Source organism: Mycolicibacterium sp. XJ662 (assembly GCF_053484035.1).
The window spans coordinates 460,678-481,182 of the sequence record NZ_JBEFTL010000002.1 but is presented as its reverse complement, the minus strand read 5'-3'; the positions used below and the strand labels follow the sequence as shown (position 1 = coordinate 481,182).

19 protein-coding genes and 1 pseudogene are annotated in these 20,505 nt (G+C 67.3%); 7 read left to right on the top strand and 13 right to left on the bottom strand.

The window, feature by feature from the left end; genetic code table 11:
• The first annotated feature begins 11 nt into the window (after window positions 1-11).
• From ABQE93_RS09590 to ABQE93_RS09570, 5 genes are read left to right on the top strand one after another with little or no spacing between them, the layout of a single operon-like run.
• Window positions 12-1,772 carry a thiamine pyrophosphate-binding protein gene (locus ABQE93_RS09590; protein WP_448406791.1) on the top strand — a complete coding sequence of 587 codons (1,761 nt, stop codon included), beginning with the start codon at window positions 12-14 and terminating at the stop codon, window positions 1,770-1,772.
• Window positions 1,753-2,418 (top strand): DUF8713 domain-containing protein, encoded by a 666-nt coding sequence (locus tag ABQE93_RS09585; protein ID WP_448406792.1) that lies wholly within the window; start codon window positions 1,753-1,755, stop codon window positions 2,416-2,418. Before ABQE93_RS09590 ends, ABQE93_RS09585 begins: the two co-directional genes overlap by 20 nt.
• A gap of 4 nt (window positions 2,419-2,422) precedes the next feature.
• Window positions 2,423-3,433 carry a 3-oxoacyl-ACP synthase III family protein gene (locus ABQE93_RS09580; protein ID WP_448406793.1) on the top strand — a complete coding sequence of 337 codons (1,011 nt, stop codon included), beginning with the start codon at window positions 2,423-2,425 and terminating at the stop codon, window positions 3,431-3,433.
• Window positions 3,433-4,443: a pyridoxal phosphate-dependent aminotransferase gene (locus ABQE93_RS09575; RefSeq protein ID WP_448406794.1), complete on the top strand. Its 1,011-nt coding sequence runs from the start codon at window positions 3,433-3,435 to the stop codon at window positions 4,441-4,443. The genes ABQE93_RS09580 and ABQE93_RS09575 overlap by 1 nt, the downstream gene beginning before the upstream one ends.
• Window positions 4,444-4,483: 40 nt before the next feature.
• The gene (locus ABQE93_RS09570; protein ID WP_448406795.1) at window positions 4,484-5,005 is read left to right on the top strand and encodes a MarR family winged helix-turn-helix transcriptional regulator; all 522 of its coding nucleotides are present in this window, start codon (window positions 4,484-4,486) and stop codon (window positions 5,003-5,005) included.
• Window positions 5,006-5,077: 72 nt separating this feature from the next.
• Here ABQE93_RS09570 and ABQE93_RS09565 read toward each other — a convergent pair whose 3' ends face one another.
• Both ABQE93_RS09565 and ABQE93_RS09560 read right to left on the bottom strand, forming a co-directional pair.
• A complete protein-coding gene (locus ABQE93_RS09565) occupies window positions 5,078-6,319 on the bottom strand; it encodes a GAF domain-containing sensor histidine kinase (RefSeq protein WP_448406796.1) in 1,242 nt (413 codons plus the stop codon).
• Window positions 6,316-6,981, bottom strand: a complete 666-nt coding sequence (locus ABQE93_RS09560) for a response regulator (protein ID WP_448406797.1) — start codon at window positions 6,979-6,981, stop codon at window positions 6,316-6,318. Before ABQE93_RS09560 ends, ABQE93_RS09565 begins: the two co-directional genes overlap by 4 nt.
• 116 nt (window positions 6,982-7,097) lie before the next feature.
• Between ABQE93_RS09560 and ABQE93_RS09555 the strand changes: the two genes are divergently transcribed.
• On the top strand, window positions 7,098-7,901 hold the full coding sequence (locus ABQE93_RS09555; protein ID WP_448406798.1) for an HAD family hydrolase: 804 nt from the start codon (window positions 7,098-7,100) through the stop codon (window positions 7,899-7,901).
• A gap of 37 nt (window positions 7,902-7,938) precedes the next feature.
• A complete protein-coding gene (locus ABQE93_RS09550; RefSeq protein ID WP_448406799.1) occupies window positions 7,939-8,625 on the top strand; it encodes a nitroreductase family protein in 687 nt (228 codons plus the stop codon).
• A 1-nt stretch (window position 8,626) separates the two neighbouring features.
• Here the strand turns inward: ABQE93_RS09550 and mmsB are convergent, their stop codons facing one another.
• The 11 genes and pseudogenes from mmsB to ABQE93_RS09495 form a co-directional block, all read right to left on the bottom strand.
• A complete protein-coding gene (mmsB, locus tag ABQE93_RS09545) occupies window positions 8,627-9,499 on the bottom strand; it encodes a 3-hydroxyisobutyrate dehydrogenase (RefSeq protein ID WP_448406800.1) in 873 nt (290 codons plus the stop codon).
• A gap of 14 nt (window positions 9,500-9,513) precedes the next feature.
• Complete coding sequence (locus ABQE93_RS09540; RefSeq protein WP_448406801.1) at window positions 9,514-10,680, bottom strand: acyl-CoA dehydrogenase family protein; 1,167 nt, start codon at window positions 10,678-10,680, stop codon at window positions 9,514-9,516.
• 7 nt (window positions 10,681-10,687) lie between these two features.
• Window positions 10,688-12,208 (bottom strand): CoA-acylating methylmalonate-semialdehyde dehydrogenase, encoded by a 1,521-nt coding sequence (locus ABQE93_RS09535; RefSeq protein WP_448406802.1) that lies wholly within the window; start codon window positions 12,206-12,208, stop codon window positions 10,688-10,690.
• Window positions 12,209-12,296: 88 nt separating this feature from the next.
• Entirely contained in the window at window positions 12,297-12,929 is a 633-nt protein-coding gene (locus tag ABQE93_RS09530) for a class I SAM-dependent methyltransferase (RefSeq protein WP_448406803.1), read from the bottom strand.
• Window positions 12,930-12,992: 63 nt separating this feature from the next.
• On the bottom strand, window positions 12,993-14,558 hold the full coding sequence (locus ABQE93_RS09525; protein WP_448407255.1) for an AMP-binding protein: 1,566 nt from the start codon (window positions 14,556-14,558) through the stop codon (window positions 12,993-12,995).
• 45 nt (window positions 14,559-14,603) lie between these two features.
• A pseudogene (locus ABQE93_RS09520) lies at window positions 14,604-14,850 on the bottom strand (long-chain fatty acid--CoA ligase); the annotation flags it as partial.
• A gap of 61 nt (window positions 14,851-14,911) precedes the next feature.
• Complete coding sequence (rfbB, locus tag ABQE93_RS09515) at window positions 14,912-15,907, bottom strand: dTDP-glucose 4,6-dehydratase (RefSeq protein ID WP_448406804.1); 996 nt, start codon at window positions 15,905-15,907, stop codon at window positions 14,912-14,914.
• A 28-nt stretch (window positions 15,908-15,935) separates the two neighbouring features.
• Complete coding sequence (locus ABQE93_RS09510; protein ID WP_448406805.1) at window positions 15,936-16,736, bottom strand: class I SAM-dependent methyltransferase; 801 nt, start codon at window positions 16,734-16,736, stop codon at window positions 15,936-15,938.
• A gap of 577 nt (window positions 16,737-17,313) precedes the next feature.
• Window positions 17,314-18,156, bottom strand: a complete 843-nt coding sequence (locus tag ABQE93_RS09505) for an LLM class F420-dependent oxidoreductase (protein ID WP_448406806.1) — start codon at window positions 18,154-18,156, stop codon at window positions 17,314-17,316.
• Window positions 18,157-18,175: 19 nt separating this feature from the next.
• Entirely contained in the window at window positions 18,176-19,021 is an 846-nt protein-coding gene (locus ABQE93_RS09500; protein ID WP_448406807.1) for an LLM class F420-dependent oxidoreductase, read from the bottom strand.
• A gap of 22 nt (window positions 19,022-19,043) precedes the next feature.
• On the bottom strand, window positions 19,044-20,495 hold the full coding sequence (locus tag ABQE93_RS09495; protein WP_448406808.1) for an ATP-binding protein: 1,452 nt from the start codon (window positions 20,493-20,495) through the stop codon (window positions 19,044-19,046).
• Window positions 20,496-20,505 lie beyond the last annotated feature (10 nt).

Genomic DNA, 20,505 nt, shown 5'->3' with positions numbered 1-20,505 from the left:
GCGGGGCAGCGATGGCGCATCGGGTCGTCGACCACATCGTCGAATATCTTGCGGCGATCGGCGTCGAGTACATCTTCGGGGTCGACGGCGCCAACATCGAAGACGTCTACGACGCGGCCCACTTCCGCGACGGGATCACCGCGGTGCTGGCCAAGCACGAGTTCTCCGCGGCGACGATGGCCGACGGATACAGCCGCAGCGGAGCCGGCTTGGGCGTGCTTGCCGCCACCTCAGGCGGCGGCTGCCTGAACACGGTGCCCGGGCTGGGGGAGGCGTTCGCCAGCCGGGTGCCCGTGCTGGCGCTGATCGGGCAGTCCCCGACGGTGCTCGACGGCCGCGGGGCGTTCCAGGACACCAGCGGACGCAACGGCGCGCTTGACGCGCACGCACTGTTCTCCGCGGTTTCGGTGCACTGCAGACGCGTGCTGACCCCGGCCGACATCCAATCGGCGCTGCCGGAGGCGATCGCTGCGGCCCGAAGGCTACGCGGGCCTGCGGTGTTGTTGTTACCCAAGGACGTTCAGCAGGCCGAACTAGCCGTCAACGGCGGCGCCGCGGTGTCAGATGAACTTTGCAGTCAACTCGGCGACCCGCACCCCATCGTGCGCGCGCTGCGGCGCGTCGACGGGCCCGTCACGATCATCGCCGGCGAACAGGTCGCCCGCGACGAGGCGCGCGTCGCACTCGAACGGCTGCGGGCCCTGGTGCGCGCCCGGGTGGCCTGCGTGCCCGACGCCAAAGACGCCGCGGGCACACCCGGTTCGGGATCGTCGTCGTTTCTGGGCGTGACGGGCGTGATGGGCCACCCCAGCGTCGCCGCCGCCATCGCAGACAGCGCGCTGTGTCTCCTGGTGGGCACCCGCATGACGGTGACCGCCCGCGCCGGGCTGGAGAGCGCGCTGGCAGCGACGTCGGTGTACTCCATCGGATCCGACCCGCCGCATCTGCCGTGTACCCACGTGCACACCGACGATCTGCGTGGCTCGCTGCTGCTGTTGACCGCGGCGCTGTCCGGTAACGGCCGCGCCACCGGCGTGCGGGTGCCCGACGCGGTGCCGCGCACGTGCCTCGAACCACCGACCCACGACGGTCCGGGGATCCGGTACCGCGACGCGATGACGGTGCTGGACGGCGCGCTGCCCGACGGCGCCGACATCGTCGTCGACGCCGGAAACATCGGCGCATCGGCCATCCATCACCTGCCGGTACGACGCGACGGCCGGTTCCTCGTCGCGCTCGGCATGGGCGGTATGGGCTACAGCTTCGGCGCCGGTGTCGGCATGGCGTTCGGCGCGATGAGCGCTCGCGCGAAGTGGGGGCACCACCCGCCCGAAGGGCAGGGGGACCGGCGGCAGCGGCGTCGACGCACCGTGGTGATCGCCGGCGACGGCGCATTTCTCATGCACGGCATGGAGATCCACACCGCGCTGCAGTACCGGCTGCCCGTGACGTTTCTGTTGTTCGACAACCACGCGCATGCGATGTGCGTGACCCGCGAGCAGCTTTTCTACGGCGACCGCTACAGCTACAACCGGTTCGGCCCGAGCCGGCTGGGAGCCGGTCTGGCCGCGATGTTTCCGGGGCTGGTCTCGGTCGACGTCTCCGATCTCACGCAGCTGCCGGCCGCGTTGGACGCCGCACTGGCGGTCGACGGTCCCTCCGTGGTCGGCGTCGAGTGTTCGGCAGACGAAATCCCGCCGTTCGCAGCTTTTCTCACTTCAACCGACGCCCGCACAAAGGAGAGCAGATCCCATGTCGTTGCCCGCACTTGATGACATCACCGCCCACCGGGGTACCACCGAACCGCTCGACGGGCTCATCCGCGTCGAGACGTCACCGCGGGAGAAGGCCACGCCGATCATCATGGAGATGATGCGCTCGGTCTATCCGCACGACGACGTATTCGGCGAATTCTGCACCGTCAACAGCTATATCGACTGTCCACCCGACGACTTGTTCGAATACATGTCCGACACCCGCAGCCTCGAGGAGTGGACCTACAGCCTGCGTGGCTTCACCACCACCGAAGAACCCGGGCTGTGGCTTGCCTACGACCGGCTCGGCTCAGAGACCCGGATCTTCACCCGCACCCACGCCAACAAACAAGCGATGACCGTCGACTACCACTGCGCGTGGGACCAGGGCAAGCACCTCTGGATGATCTATCTGATGCGGATCGTCGACGCACAGTCGGTGTTCGACAAGCCGGGGTCGGTGGTGTTGTGGACCAACTGCCATCACCCGTTCTACGACCACAACCCCTATCCGGAAACCGCGCCGCCGCAGCGGCCCGTGTGGGTCGGCGACTTCTGGGACATGTTCGGCGCGGGCCACCTGCTGGAGTTGCAGAACCTCAAGGCGATCGCCGAATACCGCTATTCCAACGGGCTCCCCGTGACACCGGACTGGATGAGGTGACCAGATGACCGTCAGCCTGCTAGACATCGCCACCTATCTGCCGGGTGAGCCGATCGGCGCGAGCTACTATGCGCAGTTCGCCGAATCAGATGCGCTGCGCGACAACGTGATGTTCCGCGCGCCGCGGTACCGTCACCACGTCGGCCAGGACGAGACCGCAGTCGACATGGTCGAGCGCGCCGCCGCGGGCCTGGTGCAACGACACGGAGCCGACGTGATCGCCGGCATCGACGTGCTGATCACCCACACCCAGCTACCAGACATGCCGTTCTACGGTGCCGGTGGCGCGGTGGCGTATCGCCTTGGGATGAAACCGAACTGGGTGCTCGATCTGCACAACGGTGGCTGCGCTGCGTTCGTCCTCGGCATGCAGCTGGCACGTCAGCTGCTGGTGTCGGGAGCGGGACAGACGGCGTTGATCGCCGTCGCGCAGAACGCCGCCGGGCAGGTGTTCGACCAACCCAGCGTGCGGCGCAAGGCGCAGGCCGCGGTCCCTGGCGACGGCGCCGCGGTCGGTTTGGTTGCGGTGTCGGAACACTCGCCGATTCTCGACGTCGAGTGCCGCACCTACGGGGAATTCGCCGGGGACATGACCATCGCAGTCGATCCGCCGCGCAAATGGTGGCAACCGGGATCCGGTGAGGGCTACATCGGGTTCACCGAAAGCAAGATCACCAAGGTGCTGGCGCGGGGCAACCGCCAGGTACCCGAGGTGTCCTATGCGGTATGCGACCGCATCGGCGTCAAACCCAAAGATCTCGACCTGCTCGTCACCAACCAGCCCAACCGGGTGTTCCTGCGCAACTGGCGTGAAGCGCTCGAACTGCCCAAGGAACGTCATGTCGACACCTTCGAGGAATGCGGAAACCTGTTCGCCGCGGGCATTCCGATCAACCTCGACCGGGCCGTCACCGAGGGTCGGTTGCAGGCCGGCGACGTGGTGATGATGGCTGCGTTCGCCCATGCCGGTGACTTCGCGGGCGCAGCCGCGGTGCGATGGGGTGGTCGCGGCTGATGACCACACCAGAAGGTGACGGCGGCGTGCTTCCCGATGTGATGAGCCCGTTGGCGTTGTCGCTGAACGAGAATCCGTTCCCGCCGCTACCCGCGGTGCAGATGGCGCTGACCGCCTCGATCGGTTCGGCCAACCGGTATCCGGAGTATCTGCCGCAACGGTTGCGCTCGACGGTCGCCGCGCACATCGGGGTGCGCGATGAGCAGGTGGTCCTCGGCGTCGGCGCCACCGGCGTGATCATGCAGGTGCTGCAGGCGGTGACACGTCCCGGTGAGGTGCTGGCGATGACGTCGCCGACGTTCGACGGATATCCGGTCTTCGCGCGGATGGCCCGGCTGGTGCCGATCACCGTGCCGTTGGACAGCCATGGCCGCCACGATCTGGAGGCGTTGGCGCGCGCCGCGACCGACGCGCGGGTGGTGGTGGTGTGCCGGCCGCACAACCCGACCGGCACCATCGAGACGCCCGCCGACATCGAGGCGTTCCTGCGGTGCGTGCGGCCCGACACCGTCGTACTGTTCGACGAAGCCTATGTCGAGTTCCTGGCACCGGGATCGCGTCTCGACGCTGCGGGGCTGGTCGCGAGGTTTCCGAATCTCGTGGTGCTGCGGACGTTCTCGAAAGCCTACGGCCTCGCGGGGCTGCGCATTGGCTATGGCTTCTGTGCTTCGCCACTGGCCCGCAGGCTGTGGGCCATGCAACTGCCGTTCGGCATCGCGAGCACCAGCCAGGTGGCCGTCGAGGCCTCCTACGAGGCGGAAGCCGAGCTACAGCAACGTATCTCGATGATCGCCAACGAATCTCGCTACCTGCGAATGCGGTTGGGTTCGTTGGGGGTGTACAGCACCGACAGCCACGCCAACTTCGTCTACCTGCCGCGCCGTGACCGGGACTGGACGCAGGTGTTCGACGGCGCCGGGCCGCGGGTGCGCCACTACGCCGACGGCGGCGTGCGCATCACCGTCGGTGACCGCCGCTCCACCCGCGCCGTGCTGGCCGCCGTACGTTAGAAATCAGCGGACCGGACGCGCTGGTGCGGTATGAAGAGGCGTGGCCTCCCAACCCCCGCAGCCGTCGCAGCCCGACCATCGCGACCCCATCGCGCTGGCCCGCGCCAACTGGGAGCGCTCGGGATGGGGTGACGTCGCCGACGGCATGGTCGCGGTGACGTCGGTGATGCGGGCCCACCAGATCCTGCTGGCCCGGGTGGAGACCGCGCTGCGACCCTACGACCTGAGCTTTTCGCGATTCGAGTTGTTGCGGCTGTTGGCGTTCAGTCGAAACGGGGAACTGCCGATCACCAAGGCGTCCGACCGGTTGCAGGTGCACGTCACCAGCGTCACCCACGCGATCCGGCGCCTGGAGGCCGACGGCCTGGTAGAGCGCACCCCGCATCCGACCGACGGCCGCACCACGCTGGTGCGCATCACCGACCTCGGCCGCTCGACGGTCGAGGACGCGACGATGACGCTGAACAAGGAGGTGTTCGCCGACATCGGGATGTCAGAGGACGAGTCGCGGGCGCTGGCCGACTCGATCGAGACGCTGCGCCAGAACTCCGGGGATTTCTAACGTTTCCCCGCCGAGCAGACGGAGAGGGCCCCTGAAATAGCCCGATCGCGGGCCATCTGCGTCTGCTCGCCGCTAGGGGGTGACCCCCGACGGCAGGGGAATGGTCGCCGTGACGGCGGTCCCCGAGTCTGGACGGGACCGGATGTTGAGCCGGCCGCCGACGATCTCGGCGCGCTCGGCCATCGACAGCAACCCGTAGCCACCCATCTCGTCGCTGCCCAGCGGATGCTCGAAGGTGTCGAAACCAACGCCGTCGTCGACGATTTCGAGCCGTGCGACCGGCGCAGACTGACCCGCGTCCACGGCGAAGGTGAGCCGGGCCGTCGTGGCGTTGGCGTGTTTGACGACGTTTTGCAGGCATTCCTGCGCGATCCGGTACAGCGCGAGCTCGATGTGATCGGGCAGCCGAGTTTCCTCCAGGTCCACGTCGACGTTCACCTGCGGGATCGAGCGGGCCAAGCTGGCCAGCCCGCCGGCCAGCCCGAGGTCGTCGAGCACCGGGGGCCGCAACCCGCTGATCGCCGCCCGCGCCTCCTCCAGCGTCAACTCCACCAGTTCGCGGGCGGTGCCGAGCTGTTCGGCGGCGACGGCCGGATCGGCGGCGCGGGCGGCCGCGTCCAGCCGGTAGGACAGGGTGACGAGCCGCTGGGAGATGCCGTCGTGAATGTCGCCGGCCAACCGGCGGCGTTCGAGTTCCTGCGCCTCGATCACCTGCTCGACGAACACTTCGTGCGCGCGTTCCCGCGCGACCAGCTGGCGGTGCAGCCGGGCCTGGTGCATCGCCCCGGCGATCAGCCGACCGATCACCAACAGCAACTCGACGTCGCGTTCGGTGAAGTCGCGCCGCTCGACGGTGTGCACGTTGAGCACGCCGACCAGCCCGCCGGGATCGGTCTCCATCGGAACCGACACCATCGACGTGAAATCCGAACCGCGCAATGACTGAAACGGCATGTACCGGGGGTCGGACTCTTTGTCCTCGGTGATCACCACGGGTTCGCGGTGGCTGGCCACCCAACCCGAAATCCCTCGGCCCAGCGGCAGTCTGATCTTGCCGACCTCCGCGTCGAACGGCGGTGTCGCACCGGCAAGGGTGAGTGAGTGTTCGGTGTCGTCGAGCACGTGCACAAAGCACACGTCGCTGGCGGTGGCCGCGGTGATCATCCGCGCGGCCGCGGCGGCCAACGGCTCGACGCCGGGGCCCTTGGATGCGGCCTGGATCAGTTCGCGCAGCAGGGCCAGTTCGCGGTCGGCGGCCAGCGCGTACTCGCTGAGGTCGCGGACCGCGTCGCCGGGCCGGGGTTCCGGGGTCATCGGTAGATTCCTTCGCGTAGCGCCGTGGCCACCGCACCGGTGCGGTCACTGACCCCGAGCTTGCGGTAGATCGAGCTCAGGTGGCTCTTGACGGTCTCGTCGCCGATCACCAGCTTGGTGGCGATCGCGCGGTTGGACAGCCCGTCGACGACAAACGACAGGATCTCGCTCTCGCGTTGGGTCAGGCCCTGGCGCACGCCGGGCCAGAACTCGTCGCGCTGCAACCGTGCGGCGGTGTCGGCGGCCCTGGCAGCCATACCGGGATCGATCGCGGTCTCGCCGCGGTGCACGAACTCCAGCTGGCGCACCAGTTCGTCGCTGCTGATGCTCTTCAGCAGATATCCGGACGCGCCGACGCGCAGGGCCTGGAACAGATACTGCTCGTCGTCGTAGACCGACAGCATCACGACCTTGCGCTCCGCGTTGCGCTCCCGCAGCGCCAGGCACACGTCCAGACCGCTGGAGCCCTCCATCCGCACGTCGCACAGCACGATGTCGGGATCGAGTTCGTCAATCACGCTGAGCGCCCGCTCAGCGCCGACGGCCTGGCCGACCACCACCACGCGATCGGAGAACGCCGCGAGCATGGCCTTGAGCCCCTCGATCACCATCTCGTGGTCGTCTACCAGCACAATTCGCACCGGTCCGGCGGCTACGGTCATGACACCACCTTATTGCGACCTTATTGCTGGGTCGGGGCGGCCGCTGCGCAAGTTGACCTTGACTATCCCCCCAGCGGGGGAGGCGCGAGGGCTGTGACATGCGCCACCCTATTCCTATGTCGATAACGCAGGAGAAGACGTGGCGTGCCGGACGCTTTTGGTGGGATAACGCAGCACCGACCGGAGCCGACAGCCAGCTGCGGGCGGTTGTCTTCGACCTCGATGCGCTGACCGACATCGAGTGCGACGGCCACCGGGTGGCCTACAACGCCGCCTTCGCCGCCCACGGGCTGGACTTCGAGTGGTCGGTGACGCGCTACCGCCAATTGCTCGCGCTGGACGATGAGCGCCAGCGGGTGGCGGCCGAGTTGCGCAAGCGCTGCGTGGCCACCGAGTCCGACGTGCTGACCGCGCTGCTCGCCGACGACATCTACAACACCAAGTCGATGATGTTCGACGAGCTGGTTCTCGACCATGATCTCGCGCCGCGGCCCGGGCTGGTCGATCTGCTCACCGACGCATACGCCGCGGGCGTGCAGGTGGCGGTGGTGACCAACGGGCAGCGCAGCTGGGCGGAGCCGTTGGTGCGCCAACTGGCTGGAGAAGGCGTCGTCGAGACCGTGGTGACCGCCGAAGACGTCGACAAGACGATGCCGGATGCCGCCGCCCACCGCCATGCCCTGTGGGAGTTGGGGCTGTCGGCCGACGATGCGCTTGCCGTGTGCGGCTCGGCGACGGGTCTGCGCGCCGCGAACACCGCCGGGCTGGCCACCGTCGTCATCACCGGCCAAGGCGCCCCCGACATCCCGACGGCGGTGGCGGTGCGGCCAGACTTCGCTGGAGCCGAGCCGCTGCGCATCGCCGAATGTCAACGGCTGCACGCGAAGTGGTCGAAGAGCCACAATCCGACGGCCGCGTAGGAGGCACCGCCCGCGTTCGGCGCGGTAGTTTCATGGGATGACCGACATCCCCACCGTCGAGGACGCGCTTGCCCGCCTCGATATGCCGCTGGCCGAAGCGATGATGACCCAGCGGGCCGTGCGCCGCGTCCTGCCCGACCCCGTCGACGACGCGGTGGTGCTCAAGTGCATCGAGTTGGCGCTGCGGGCGCCCACCGGATCCAACGGGCAGAACTGGGAATTCATCGTGGTGAAGGACCAGGACGTCAAAAACCGGCTCGCGAAGCGTTACCGCCAGGCGTGGTCGCTGTACGGGGCGGCCGGCAGGCGCGTCGCCGCCGGTGACGAGTCGATGCAGAAGATCCTGCGGGCCGTGCAATGGCAGGTCGATCACTTCAGCGAAATCCCGGTCCTCGTCGTGCCGTGCCTGCGCGGCGGTGCACGGGTGCCGTACATGCCGTCCCCGTTCGTGGGGGAGTCGTCGTTCTTCGGTTCGATCTATCCGAGCGTGCAGAACCTGCTGCTGGCGGCACGGGCGATGGGGCTCGGCGCTTCGCTGATCACCCTGCCGCTGTGGAGTGTGACGTCGGCGCGCAGGATCTTGGGCCTGCCGCTGACGGTGACCCCGGTGTGCATCGTGCCGCTCGGTTGGCCGCGGGGCCGCTACGGGCCCACCACCCGCAAGCCGGTGCAGGAGGTCGTGCACCTCGACGGGTATGGAAACCGCGCATGGCGCGACGTGTAGGTCAGTCGCGAAGCTGTTCGATGACCGCGCTGAAGTCCTTGTCGGCGTGGTCGGTCGCGAACTCGGCGTAGATCTCGGCCGCGTGGCTGCCCAGCGGCGCCTTGGCGCTCGTCGAGTTCACGGCGGCCATCGCCAGGCCGAGGTCCTTGTTCATCAACGCGGTGGCGAAGCCCGGCTGAAAGTCGTTGTTGGCCGGTGACGTCGGCACCGGGCCCGGCACCGGGCAGTTGGTGTGCACGGCCCAGCAGTTGCCGGTGGCGCCGGTGATCACGTCGAACAGGGACTGTGCCGGCAGCCCGAGCTTCTCGGCCAGTACGAACGCCTCGCCGACGGCGATCTGCTGAACCGCCAGCACCATGTTGTTGCACAGTTTGGCGGCCTGTCCGGTGCCCGAGGCGCCGCAGTGAATGATCTTGCCGGCCAACGGTTCCAGCACGGGCCGGGCCCGCGCCACCGCGTCCTCCTCACCGCCGACCATGAACGCCAACGTGCCCGCGACGGCACCCTTCACCCCGCCGGACACCGGCGCGTCGAGTTGGGCGAAACCGCGGTCGACGGCCTGCTGGTGGACCGCGCGGGCGTCGTCGACGGAGATGGTCGAGGTGTCGATGAACAACGCGCCGTCTTTGGCCGCGGGCAACACCTCGGCGTAGCACGACTTGACGATGTCGCCGTTGGGCAGCGAGGTGATGACCACGTCCGCGTCGCCGACGGCCGCGGCGCCGCTGTCGAAGAGCTGAGCGCCCTTCTCGGCGGCGGCGTCGCGCAAGCTCGGGACCGGGTCGAAACCGTGCACGGTGTGGCCGGCGGCAACCAGGTTCGCCGCCATCGGCCCGCCCATGTGGCCCAACCCCAAAACCGCGACCGTCGCCATGTGTTCTCCCTGCTCTATATCGACGCGCGGGCCCGGGCGGCTTCGCCCCGACCGATGACCACACGCATGATTTCGTTGGTTCCCTCCAGGATCCGATGCACCCGCAGATCGCGGACGATCTTCTCCAGCCCGTACTCGCGCAGATACCCGTAGCCGCCGTGCAGTTGCAACGCCTGATCGGCGACATCGAAGCAGGCGTCGGTGACGTAGCGCTTGGCCATCGCGCACAGCTCCACCTTCTGCGGATGGTCCTCGTCGAGCGCGGTGGCCGCGCGCCACAACAACACTCGTGACGTCTGCAACGCGGTGGCCATGTCCGCGAGCGCGAACCGGATCGTCGGCTCGTCGAGCAGCGCGCCGCCGAACGCCTGCCGGTCGGCGAGGTAGCGCGCCGCCTTGTCGTGGGCGGCCTGCGCACCGCCCAGTGAACACGCGGCGATGTTGATCCGGCCGCCGTTAAGGCCGTTCATCGCGATACCGAAGCCCGTACCTTCACCGTCGGCGCCACCGAGCATCGCGTCAGCGGGCACCCGTGCGCCTTCGAAGATCACCTGCGCGGTCGGTTGGGCGTTCCAGCCCATCTTCAGCTCGTCGGCACCGAAACTCAGCCCCGGCGTGTCCTTCTCGACGAGGAACGCCGAGATGCCCCGCGGTCCGTCGTCACCGGTGCGGGCCATCACCACGTAAACGTCGGAGGACCCGGCACCGGAGATGAACTGTTTGACGCCGTCGAGCACGTAGTCGCCGCCGTTGCGGACGGCCTTGGTGCGCAACGCGCTTGCGTCAGACCCCGCGCCGGGCTCGGTCAGGCAGTAGCTGGCGATGCTCTCCATCGACGCCAGCCGCGGCACCCAGGCCTTGCGTTGTTCGGGGGTGCCGAACGAGTCGACCATCCAGGCGCACATGTTGTGGATCGACAGGAACGCCGCCACGGTGGGATCGGCCTTGGACAGCTCTTCGAAGATCCGCACCGCGTCGAGGCGGCGCAGTTCGCTGCCGCCGACGTCGTCGCGGCAGTAGATGGCCGCCATGCCGAGCTCGGCCGCCTCGCGCAACACGTCGGTGGGGAAGTGCTTGGTGGCATCCCATTCCAAAGCGTGTGGCGCGAGGCGCTTCTCGGCGAACGCGGCCGCCGTCTCGGCGATCACGCGCTCGTCGTCGTCGAGCCCGAAGTAATCCACGAAAGGCCTACTTCATGGTCGGCAGGACGAACTCCGCGCCGTCCTTGATGCCCGAGGGCCACCGCTGGGTGACGGTCTTGGTCTTGGTGTAGAACAGGATCGAGTGCGGCCCGTGCTGGTTGAGGTCGCCGAAGCCGGAGCGCTTCCAGCCGCCAAAGGTGTGGTAGGCCACCGGAACCGGGATCGGCACGTTGACGCCGACCATGCCGACCTGCACGCGTGAGACGAAGTCGCGGGCCGCATCGCCGTCGCGGGTGAAGATCGCGACGCCGTTGCCGTACTCGTGTTCGGAGGGCAACCGCAGAGCCTCGTCGTAGTCGTGCGCCCGGACGATGCACAGCACCGGGCCGAAGATCTCGTCGGTGTAGATCGACATGTCGGTGGTGACGTGGTCGAAGAGGGTGGGCCCGATGAAGTAGCCGCCCTCGAGGCTGTCGTCGCCGAATTGCAGTTCGTCGCTGCCGCGTTCGCGGCCGTCGACCACGAGCTCGGCGCCGGCGTCCACACCCTGGGCGATGTAGTCGCGCACCCGCGCCAGCGCGGCCTCGGTGACCAGCGGCCCATAGTCGGCCTTGGGGTCGAGGCTGTGGCCGACCCGTAGGTTGTTGATGCGTTCGACGAGCCTGGCGCGCAGGCGATCCGCGGTCTGCTCACCGACCGGGACGGCGACGCTGATCGCCATGCAGCGTTCACCGGCGCTGCCGTAGCCCGCCCCGATCAACGCGTCGACGGCCTGGTCGAGATCCGCGTCGGGCATGACGATCATGTGGTTCTTGGCGCCGCCGAAGCACTGGGAGCGTTTCCCGTTGGCGGCCGCACCGGCGTAGATGTACTGCGCGATGTCGGAGCTGCCGACGAAGCCGACGGCCTCGATGTTCGGGTGCTCGAGGATGGCGTCGACGGCCTCCTTGTCACCGTGCACGACCTGGAACACACCGGGCGGCAGTCCCGCTTCGATGAACAGTTCGCCGAGCCGCAGCGGAACCGACGGGTCACGCTCGGATGGCTTGAGGATGAAGGCGTTTCCGCATGCCAGCGCCGGGCCCGCCTTCCACAGCGGGATCATCGCCGGGAAGTTGAACGGGGTGATGCCCGCGACCACACCGAGCGGCTGGCGCAGCGAGTACACGTCGATGCCGGGGCCGGCGCCCTCGGTGTATTCACCCTTGAGCAGGTGCGGGATGCCGATCGAGAACTCGATGACCTCGATGCCGCGCTGGACGTCGCCGCGTGAATCGGCGAGCGTCTTGCCGTGTTCGAGAGAGAGCAGTTCGGCGAGCTCGTCGATGTTCTGGTTGACCAACTCGATGAACTTCATCATGACGCGTGCGCGGCGCTGCGGGTTCCACGCCGCCCACTCCTTTTGCGCTTCGGCGGCGCCTGCCACCGCCGCGTCGATATCGGCGGCGGAGGCCATCGGCACCGTGGCCTGCACCTGCCCGGTGCTCGGGTTCAACACGTCGGCGGTGCGCTTGGACTCACCGGCGGTGCGCTGACCGTTGATGAAATGCGGAATCTGCTTGCTCATGAGCTTGCCCTTCGCTACTAGATAGTTGGATATCCTAGTAATGCTGCGGAGGGGCGCGCAAGGGGGTGGGCTGCCGGCGTCGCGGGGGTCAGCGCCGTTGTGCCCGCAGCACCGCGTCGGTGCGGGTGATCGGGTTGCCGTCGTGGTCGATGCCGGGGCGCGCCCTGGTCTCGGCGACGACGACGTGCCAGTCGGCCGGATCCAGGGCGTCGAGCAGTTCCTCGACTCGGAAGAACGCCTCCAGCGGCGGCGCTGCGGGGTCGTCGGGTCGGTCGTCGGGATGATGGCCGACGATGAGCAGGGTGCCGCCGGGGGTCACCGCCGAACCGAGGCGGCGAAAGACCGTCTTCCGTTGCGGCACACCGTGAAGGTAGTGGCTGGTGACCAGGTCGAATCGGGCGGCGGGCGGCGACCAGACGCTGAGATCGGCGTGTACCCAATCGATTTGGTCGGCTACGCCGGCGTCGTCGGCGCGTATCCGAGCGTGCTTCAGCGCGGTGGCGGAGAAGTCGGCGGCGGTCACCTGCCAGCCCTGCATGGCGAGCCACATCGCGTCGGATCCGTTGCCGCAACCGGCGTCGAGCGCCCGGCCGGGAGGCAGCGCACTGACTTCGGCGCGTAGTTGCGGGTTGGGCTCGCGGCTGTCGGCGATGGCCTTGTGGGCGCGGTACACCTGCTCCCACCGCCCGTCCCAGTAGGACTGATCGAGTTCGCTCGTCACTCCTCTACCTTGCGGGCACTCTGGCCGTGTAGCAACTAATCTTGCCGTATTGGCAAGACCGGGTCAGAGGCCGCCCAGCAACCGGACCGTCTCGGCGCGCATGTCGACCTTGCGCACCTTGCCGGTGACGGTCATCGGGAACTCTTCGACGAGGTGGACATAGCGCGGGATCTTGTAGTGCGCGAGCTTTCCGGTGGCGAATTCGCGCAGCGCTGCGGCGTCCAGCGGTTCGGCGCCCGAGCGCATCCTGATCCAGGCGCAGATCTCCTCGCCGTAGTTCTCGTCGGGCACACCGATCACCTGGACATCTTCGATGTCGGGGTGGGAGTGCAGGAAGTCCTCGACCTCACGGGGGTACACGTTCTCGCCGCCGCGGATCACCATGTCCTTGATGCGCCCGACGATCTGGCAGTAGCCGTCGTCGCGCATCACCGCGAGATCGCCGGTGTGCATCCAGCCGTCGTCGTCGATCGCCTCGCGGGTTCTGTCCTCGTCGCCCCAGTAACCCGTCATCACCGAGTAGCCGCGGGTGCAGAATTCGCCTGGCACACCGCGTTCGAGCGTCGCGCCGGTGTCGGGATCGATGACCTTGATCTCGACGTGCGGGTGCACTCGCCCGACGGTGGCGGTGCGCCGGTCCAGGTCGTCGTCGATGCGGGTCTGACACGACACCGGAGAGGTCTCGGTCATGCCATAGGCGATCGACACCTCCGACATGTGCAACTCGTTGATGCAGCGCTTCATGAGCTCCACCGGGCACGTCGCGCCCGCCATGATCCCCGTGCGCAGCGACGACACATCGCGTCGCCCCAGGTCCGGGTGGGCCAACATCGCCACGAACATGGTCGGCACCCCGTAGACCGCGGTGCAGCGTTCGGCCTCGATGGCCGCCAGCGTCGCCGCGGGGTCGAAGCCGGGGGCCGGGATCACCATCGTGGCGCCGTGGGTGGTGGCACCGAGGTTGCCCATCACCATGCCGAAGCAGTGATAGAACGGCACGGGGATGCACAGCCGATCGTCTTCGTCGAAGTTGATCAGCTCGGTGACGAAGAACCCGTTGTTGAGGATGTTGCGGTGAGATAGCACCGCGCCCTTCGGGGAACCCGTTGTGCCCGAGGTGTATTGGATGTTGATGGAATCCGACGGCGCGAGACCGTCCACCCGGGCGCGCAGGTCGTCGACCGATACGCCGTCGGCGCGCTGTCGGAGTTGCTCCCAATCGTCGGTGCCGATGAACACCACTTCGGTGAGGTCGGACGAAGTCGGACGCACCTCGGCGACCATGGCGCGATAGTCGGAGGACTTGAACTCGGTGGCCGCCACCAGCATCCGGATGCTCGAGTGCTGCAGCACGTAGGCCAGCTCATGTGTGCGGTAGGCGGGGTTGACCGTCACGAGGATCGCACCGACTTTGGCGGTGGCGTACTGCAGGATCGTCCACTCCGCGCAGTTGGGCGCCCAAATGCCGACGCGGTCGCCCACCGCGATCCCGTGGTCCATCAAACCCCGTGCGACAAGATCGATTTCGTCGTTGAGCTCCGCATAGGTCCAGCGTCGGCCCGTGGTCACGTCGACGAGCGCGTCGACGTCGGGGTGCGCTGAGACCGTGCGTTCGAAGTTCGTCCCTATGGTTTCTTCGAGAAGAGGGGTGTCGGTCGGGCCTGCGGCATAGGCACCGGGCGCTGTATAGGATTCGCGTAGCATGTTTTTGAGAACCTTCCCTGCCGCGTTACGTGGCAACTCCTCGACGAGCGCGATGCGCCGCGGTCGGTGGGTCGGCGGGGTCGCGCGGCACGATCACCGCCACCTCGGCCACTTTCGGTTCGGCCGCCAGGACGTTCTCCACCTCGGCACTGTAGATGTTCTCCCCGCCCGAGATGATCATGTCCTTCTTCCGGTCGACCACATAAATGTAGCCCTCGTGGGCCCGGTGTGACGGGGGATTCCGGGGTCAAGACAGTCGGCGGGACATCGAGCCTGAGTTACTGGCCGCGGCCCTCGTAGGTCGCTTCGGTGGCATCTTTCAGTGGACCCCACCATGACTCGTTGTTGCGGTACCAGTCGATGGTGGCGCGCAGGCCGTCCTCGAAATCGGTGTGCTTGGGCGCCCAGCCGAGTTCGCCGTAGAGCGCCGTCGGATCGATCGCGTAACGCAGGTCGTGGCCGGCGCGGTCGGTGACATGATCGAAATCGTCGGGGTCGCGGTCCATCAACCGCAGGATCGTGCGCATGACCGACAGGTTGTCTCGTTCCTCTTCGGCGCCAATGAGATACGTCCGTCCGAGCTGGCCGTCGGCCAGGATGCGACGCACCGCGCTGTTGTGGTCGTCGACGTGGATCCAGTCGCGCACGTTGGCCCCGGATCCGTAGAGCTTGGGTCGGCGGCCGGTCAGCACGTTGGTGATCTGGCGCGGGATGAACTTTTCGACGTGCTGATATGGCCCGTAGTTGTTGGAGCAGTTCGAGATCGTGGCGCGCACACCGTAGGAACGCACCCACGCGCGCACCAACATGTCGCCGGCCGCCTTGGTGGAGGAGTACGGGCTCGACGGGTTGTACGGCGTGGACTCGGTGAACCGCCGCTTGTTGTCGAGCTCGAGGTCGCCGTACACCTCGTCGGTCGACACATGATGCAGCCGGACCCCGTGTGCGCGCACCGCCTCCAACACCGTGAAGGTGCCGATGACGTTGGCGTGCAGGAACGGCTCCGGGTCGGCCAGCGCATTGTCGACGTGGGTCTCGGCGGCGAAATGCACGACGGCATCGCTCTCGGCGACCAGCTTGCCCACGACCTCCGCATCGGTGATGTCACCCTGCACCAGGCGGATGTCGTCTTCGACGGCGGCCAGCGACTCGCGGCTGCCCGCATAGGTCATCGCGTCCAGCACGGTCACCGAGTCCTCAGGATGCAGGCGCACGCTGCTGTGCACGAAGTTGGCGCCGATGAACCCCGCGCCGCCGGTGATCAGCAACCGCATGGTCAAACCCTAGCCGACGCGGACCCCGCTACATCTGCTCGGCGGCGATCACATAGTCGCGGCCATGACGCAGCCCGTTCTCGCGGTCCTGCAATGCCAGCGCTCGTGCGCGAAGGTCCTCGACGTAGGGGCGCATCGACGTGGCGAGGTCGTCGGAAGCGAAGCGCGTGAGGCGATCCAGGCACATGTCGAGCTGGCTGTTGACGAAGCGCTCGCGGTAGCGGATGGCGAAGTGGCGGGTCTCGAGCACCCGGAAGCCGGCCTCGCCGAGTCGACGTAGAACCCACTCGGCCGGGTATTCGCGGTAGGGCCGCTCGCCGGCGAGGAGCAGACAGGCGTCGCGCACACGCCCGATTTCCCATATGACCCTGCCGCTTTCGGTGTCGGGTTTGAAGGGCACATACGGTTCCAAGCCGATGATGTAGAGCCGGCCGTCATCCGTCATCAGCGGCCGTAAACGGTCGAAGAGCCTGTCCTGCCAGTACGGGGCGAAGCCATCGATGGCCCCGATCAGATAGTCGACCAGCACGGTGTCGAAGGTCTCGCCGGCCAACAGGCTGTCGTTGACCCAGTTGCCCACCAACATGCGGTCCCGATCGCGCATCCGGATGCCGGGGGAGTTGCGGATCGTGGCCGCCATGCGATGCGAGGCCGTGATGGCCGTCCAACTCTCGGTCGCCAGGGTGGAGATCCATTGCAGGGAGTTGACGCCGGTTCCCGCGTCCAGCAGCGAACCCCAGCGGCGGTTGCGCTGCACGGCTTCGATGTGGCGGAAGAGGCCTGAGATGCGTGTCGTGGGGTTCGCGTTCTCGGACTCCGTCGGCGTCATATCAACAACATTCGCGGTAACCGTGCCTTCGCTGCGCTTCCGCCGGGCGGGCGGGGATCCGACCGTCGAATCACTTGATAATGATAATCGTTTTCATTACAGTCGGCAAAATCCAACGAGGTAAGGAGTCGAGAAGTGCGCGGAGTATTGCGAGGAATGCAGGCTGTCACCCCGACGGCGATGTTGGTCGGGGCGTTGTGCGTCGCCGGCGTCTCGTCAGCCGAGTCGGACGAGCGTACCGATGTAACCGCCACGCACCCAACAAGTTCGGCGAGTTCGACCAGCCAAGTCCCGGACCCGGCGCACGACCATGGCCACGATCACGACGGAGAAGACGACCACGAGCACGACCACGATGACGAGCACGACCACGATGACGAGCTAGACGGCGATCACGGGCATTCGCATTCCCATTCGCATGGAAGCGACGATGACGATGAGTGCGATGACGCCGGACACGGACACGACCACGGCGGGCACTGTCACGACCACAGCCACAGCCACTGATCCGGTCGCCGAGCGTACGGAAGATGACGAAAATCGGCCGATACGCGTCAGTGACCGTACGTTCGGCGCGTCAGTCTTTCAGGCCGAGCGGTCCGGCCAACTCGGTCAGGGTCGGCACCAACGCATCCCACCCGCCGAGCACCTGGATCGCGACGTGGTCTGCGCCGGCGTCCAGATGCTCGGTCAACCGCCTGGCGATGTCGTCGGGTGTGCCGTGGGCGACCATCGCGTCGATGAACCTGTCGCTGCCCGGCTTGGCGAGGTCGTCCTCGGTGAACCCGAGGCGCTTCCAGTTGTTCAGGTAGTTGGACAGGTTCAGATAGAAGTCGACGGCTTCGCGGCCGGCCTCCCGTGAAGCCTCGGCGTCCCTGGCCAGCACCACCTTGTGCTCGGGCGCCAGAAACACCGTCGGCCCCAGGAGGTTTCGCGCCTCACCGGTGTGCACCGGCGTGGTCAGGTAGGGGTGTGCACCCGCGCTGCGCTGCGCTGCGAGCTTCAGCACCTGCGGGCCCAGCGCGGCGAGCACACGCCGGCTCGTCGGGACCTTGGCCGCATCGAGCGTGTCGAGGTACTCGACCAACACGTCATAGGGCTTGCGGTACTCCTCGGTGTGCTCGGGGTGACCGATGCCGATCCCGAGCAAGAACCGTCCCGGGTAGGCGTCCTCGACGCGGTGGTAGGCCTCGGCGACCTGCTCAGCAGGCGCGGTCCAGACGTTGATGATGCCGGTGGCCACCGTGAGGTTCTCGGTGCGCTCGAGGATCGGCTCGACGTATTTGAGATCACCGGACGGGGACCCGCCGATCCACACCGCGCCGTACCCGAGTTTCTCGATCTCGACGGCCTGTTCGGGCTTGACCACCCCGAACGTCCAGACGCCGAAACGGCCGAGTTCGGGTTTGAGCTCAGTCATTCGTTGATCCCCCTCGAGGTCACTGCAGGCCCAGCGGGCCCGCGAGTTCGGTGAGCACGCCGACCAGCTTGTCCGGCCCGGTCAGTACCTGCACGGGTACGTGGTCCGCGCCGGCGTCCAGATGCTCCTTCAGCCGTGACGCTACGGCCTCCACGCTGCCATGGGCGACGACGGCGTCGACGAGACGGTCGCTGCCGGGGGGCGCCACGTCCTCGTCGGTGAAGCCCAGTCGCTTCCAGTTGTTGAGGTAGTTCGTCAGGTTGAGGTAGATGTCGAGTGCCTTGCGTCCGACCGCACGCGCCCTCTCGGCGTCGGTGGTCAACACCACCTTGTGCTCGGGCGCCAGGAACGCCTCCGGGCCGATCGCCTCGCGCGCCTGTGCGGTGTGCTCAGGCGTCGTCAGATACGGGTGGGCGCCCGCGGAGCGCTGCGCCGACAGCCGCAGGACCCGCGGACCCAACGCGGCGACCACCCGGCGCTGTTTGGGTACGCCGTACTCGTCGAGCTTGTCGAGATAGTCGCTCAGCGCGCGGTACGGCTTCTGGTACGTGGTGTGGGCTTCGGGATGTCCGACGCCGATACCCAGCAAAAACCGTCCGGGATAGGCCTTTTCGATGCGGTGAAACGATTCCGCGGTCGGGCCCGGCTCCGCGGTCCAGATGTTGACGATGCCGGTGGACACCTTTACGTCGGTGGTCGGTTCCAGAAGTGACTCCACCCACGGCAGCTCGGCCGCCGGCGAACCACCCGCCCAGATCGCCCGGTAGCCGAGGGTCTCGATCTCGCGCAGTTGCTGCGGGCTCAGCCGTTGCCACATCGAGTGGTGGCCGAACACCCCGAACGGGCCGAGATCGGGTTTGGTCATGTCTGGTCCAACTCTATTCGTGTCAGTCCTGCGGTGCGGGCGCCACCAGCGGCAGCAGCACGATGAACCGGGTGTCGCCGGGTGCGGATTCCACCCGGAGGTCGCCGTGGTGCTTTTCGACCACGATGCGACGCGCCAGGTCCAGTCCGATCCCGGTGCCCGCGCCGACGGGCTTGGTGGTGAAGAACGGGGTGAAGATGCGGTCGATGTGGTCGGCGGGGATGCCGGGCCCGTCGTCGCAGATCTCCACGCGCACCATGTCGTCGTTGTGCCGTGCGGTGCGGATCGTCAGCGTGCCACGGCCGTTCATCGCCTGGATCGCGTTGTCGATGAGATTCGACCACACCTCGTTCAGAACGCCCGGGTAACAATGTAGTTCGGGCAACGACGTGTCCTTGTCCCACACCATCTCGACGGGTTTGTCCTTGCCCACCATGTGACCGAAGATCGTCTTGATCGTGCCGTAGATCAGCTCGTGCACGTTGGCGGTCTGATATTCGCCCCGGTCCATCTGCGAGTACTGCTTGGCGCCCGCGAGCAGCGCCGAGATCCGCTTGCTGGCGTCGGCGATCTCGTTCATCCGCAGTTCGGTGTCGATCGTGTACTTGAGCCAACCGAGCGCGCCCTGCAGCGTGGCCGCGCAGTCCACGTCGTCGAGGGAGGCTTCCACGCGCTGGAGCCAGTCGAGGTCCAGGCCGGCCTCGACAAAGGTCGGTGCCCAGTCCCAGGCACCGCTGATCCCGCGGGCCTCGAGCCAGTCACCGATCTGCTCTTCGCGGTCGGAGGCCTCCAGCGCAGACAACTCCACCGCCGTCGACTTGGCCACGTGTTCGGTGACCTCGTCCTGGATGCTGATCAACGTCCGCAGCGCCACCGGGGTGAACTGGCCGTCGGCCAGCATCGCCAACTTGTGGCGCATCTTGCCGACGCCTTCGCGCAGGTCGGCAACCGCCCGCGCGGCCGCGGCCGCCGGATTGTTGAGCTGATGGGTCAGGCCGGCGGTGATGGTGCCAAGCGCCAGCAGCTTCTCGCGCTGACCCACGATCTCGCGCTGTCGCCGCCCGCCGACGCGGTGGCCCTCCAGCAGGTGCACGGCCATCGGGAACTCGGTGCGCATGAACTCGGCGAACGCGTCGGCGTCGAGCACGAAGAACCGCGACGGCTCGGTGACCCGCACCGACGCCTCGTAGACGTGTTCCTCACCGGGCACGTAGGCCGACCATGCGCCGCAGTACACGCCGCGCTGGGAGGTGCGGGCCGTCTGGATGTCGATGCCACTGGAGCGTTTCGACATCACCAATTCGCCCTCGAGCAGCACGTAGAAACAGGTCGCCGGGTCGCCCTCGGTGCAGATCGGTCCCGGCTCGAACGTGGCGATGTGGCCGTTGTCGCACAACACCTGCAGCTGTCGGTCGTCGAGCGCCTCGAACAGGAACAGCGAACGCAGTTCGTCGGGCAGGCAGGTCTGGCTCATGGTCGTCTCC

What these genes read in the sequence shown, in the direction of transcription:
- ABQE93_RS09565 (WP_448406796.1), bottom strand. Translation starts at nt 6,319, where the DNA reads ATGACCCCGGAACCCCGGCCCGGCGACGCGGTCCGCGACCTCAGCGAG.
- ABQE93_RS09495 (WP_448406808.1), bottom strand. Translation starts at nt 20,495, where the DNA reads ATGAGCCAGACCTGCCTGCCCGACGAACTGCGTTCGCTGTTCCTGTTC.
- ABQE93_RS09505 (WP_448406806.1), bottom strand. Translation starts at nt 18,156, where the DNA reads ATGACTGAGCTCAAACCCGAACTCGGCCGTTTCGGCGTCTGGACGTTC.
- ABQE93_RS09580 (WP_448406793.1), top strand. Translation starts at nt 2,423, where the DNA reads ATGACCGTCAGCCTGCTAGACATCGCCACCTATCTGCCGGGTGAGCCG.
- ABQE93_RS09555 (WP_448406798.1), top strand. Translation starts at nt 7,098, where the DNA reads ATGTCGATAACGCAGGAGAAGACGTGGCGTGCCGGACGCTTTTGGTGG.
- ABQE93_RS09560 (WP_448406797.1), bottom strand. Translation starts at nt 6,981, where the DNA reads ATGACCGTAGCCGCCGGACCGGTGCGAATTGTGCTGGTAGACGACCAC.
- mmsB (WP_448406800.1), bottom strand. Translation starts at nt 9,499, where the DNA reads ATGGCGACGGTCGCGGTTTTGGGGTTGGGCCACATGGGCGGGCCGATG.
- ABQE93_RS09590 (WP_448406791.1), top strand. Translation starts at nt 12, where the DNA reads ATGGCGCATCGGGTCGTCGACCACATCGTCGAATATCTTGCGGCGATC.
- ABQE93_RS09500 (WP_448406807.1), bottom strand. Translation starts at nt 19,021, where the DNA reads ATGACCAAACCCGATCTCGGCCCGTTCGGGGTGTTCGGCCACCACTCG.
- ABQE93_RS09535 (WP_448406802.1), bottom strand. Translation starts at nt 12,208, where the DNA reads ATGAGCAAGCAGATTCCGCATTTCATCAACGGTCAGCGCACCGCCGGT.
- ABQE93_RS09575 (WP_448406794.1), top strand. Translation starts at nt 3,433, where the DNA reads ATGACCACACCAGAAGGTGACGGCGGCGTGCTTCCCGATGTGATGAGC.
- rfbB (WP_448406804.1), bottom strand. Translation starts at nt 15,907, where the DNA reads ATGCGGTTGCTGATCACCGGCGGCGCGGGGTTCATCGGCGCCAACTTC.
- ABQE93_RS09550 (WP_448406799.1), top strand. Translation starts at nt 7,939, where the DNA reads ATGACCGACATCCCCACCGTCGAGGACGCGCTTGCCCGCCTCGATATG.
- ABQE93_RS09585 (WP_448406792.1), top strand. Translation starts at nt 1,753, where the DNA reads ATGTCGTTGCCCGCACTTGATGACATCACCGCCCACCGGGGTACCACC.
- ABQE93_RS09510 (WP_448406805.1), bottom strand. Translation starts at nt 16,736, where the DNA reads ATGACGCCGACGGAGTCCGAGAACGCGAACCCCACGACACGCATCTCA.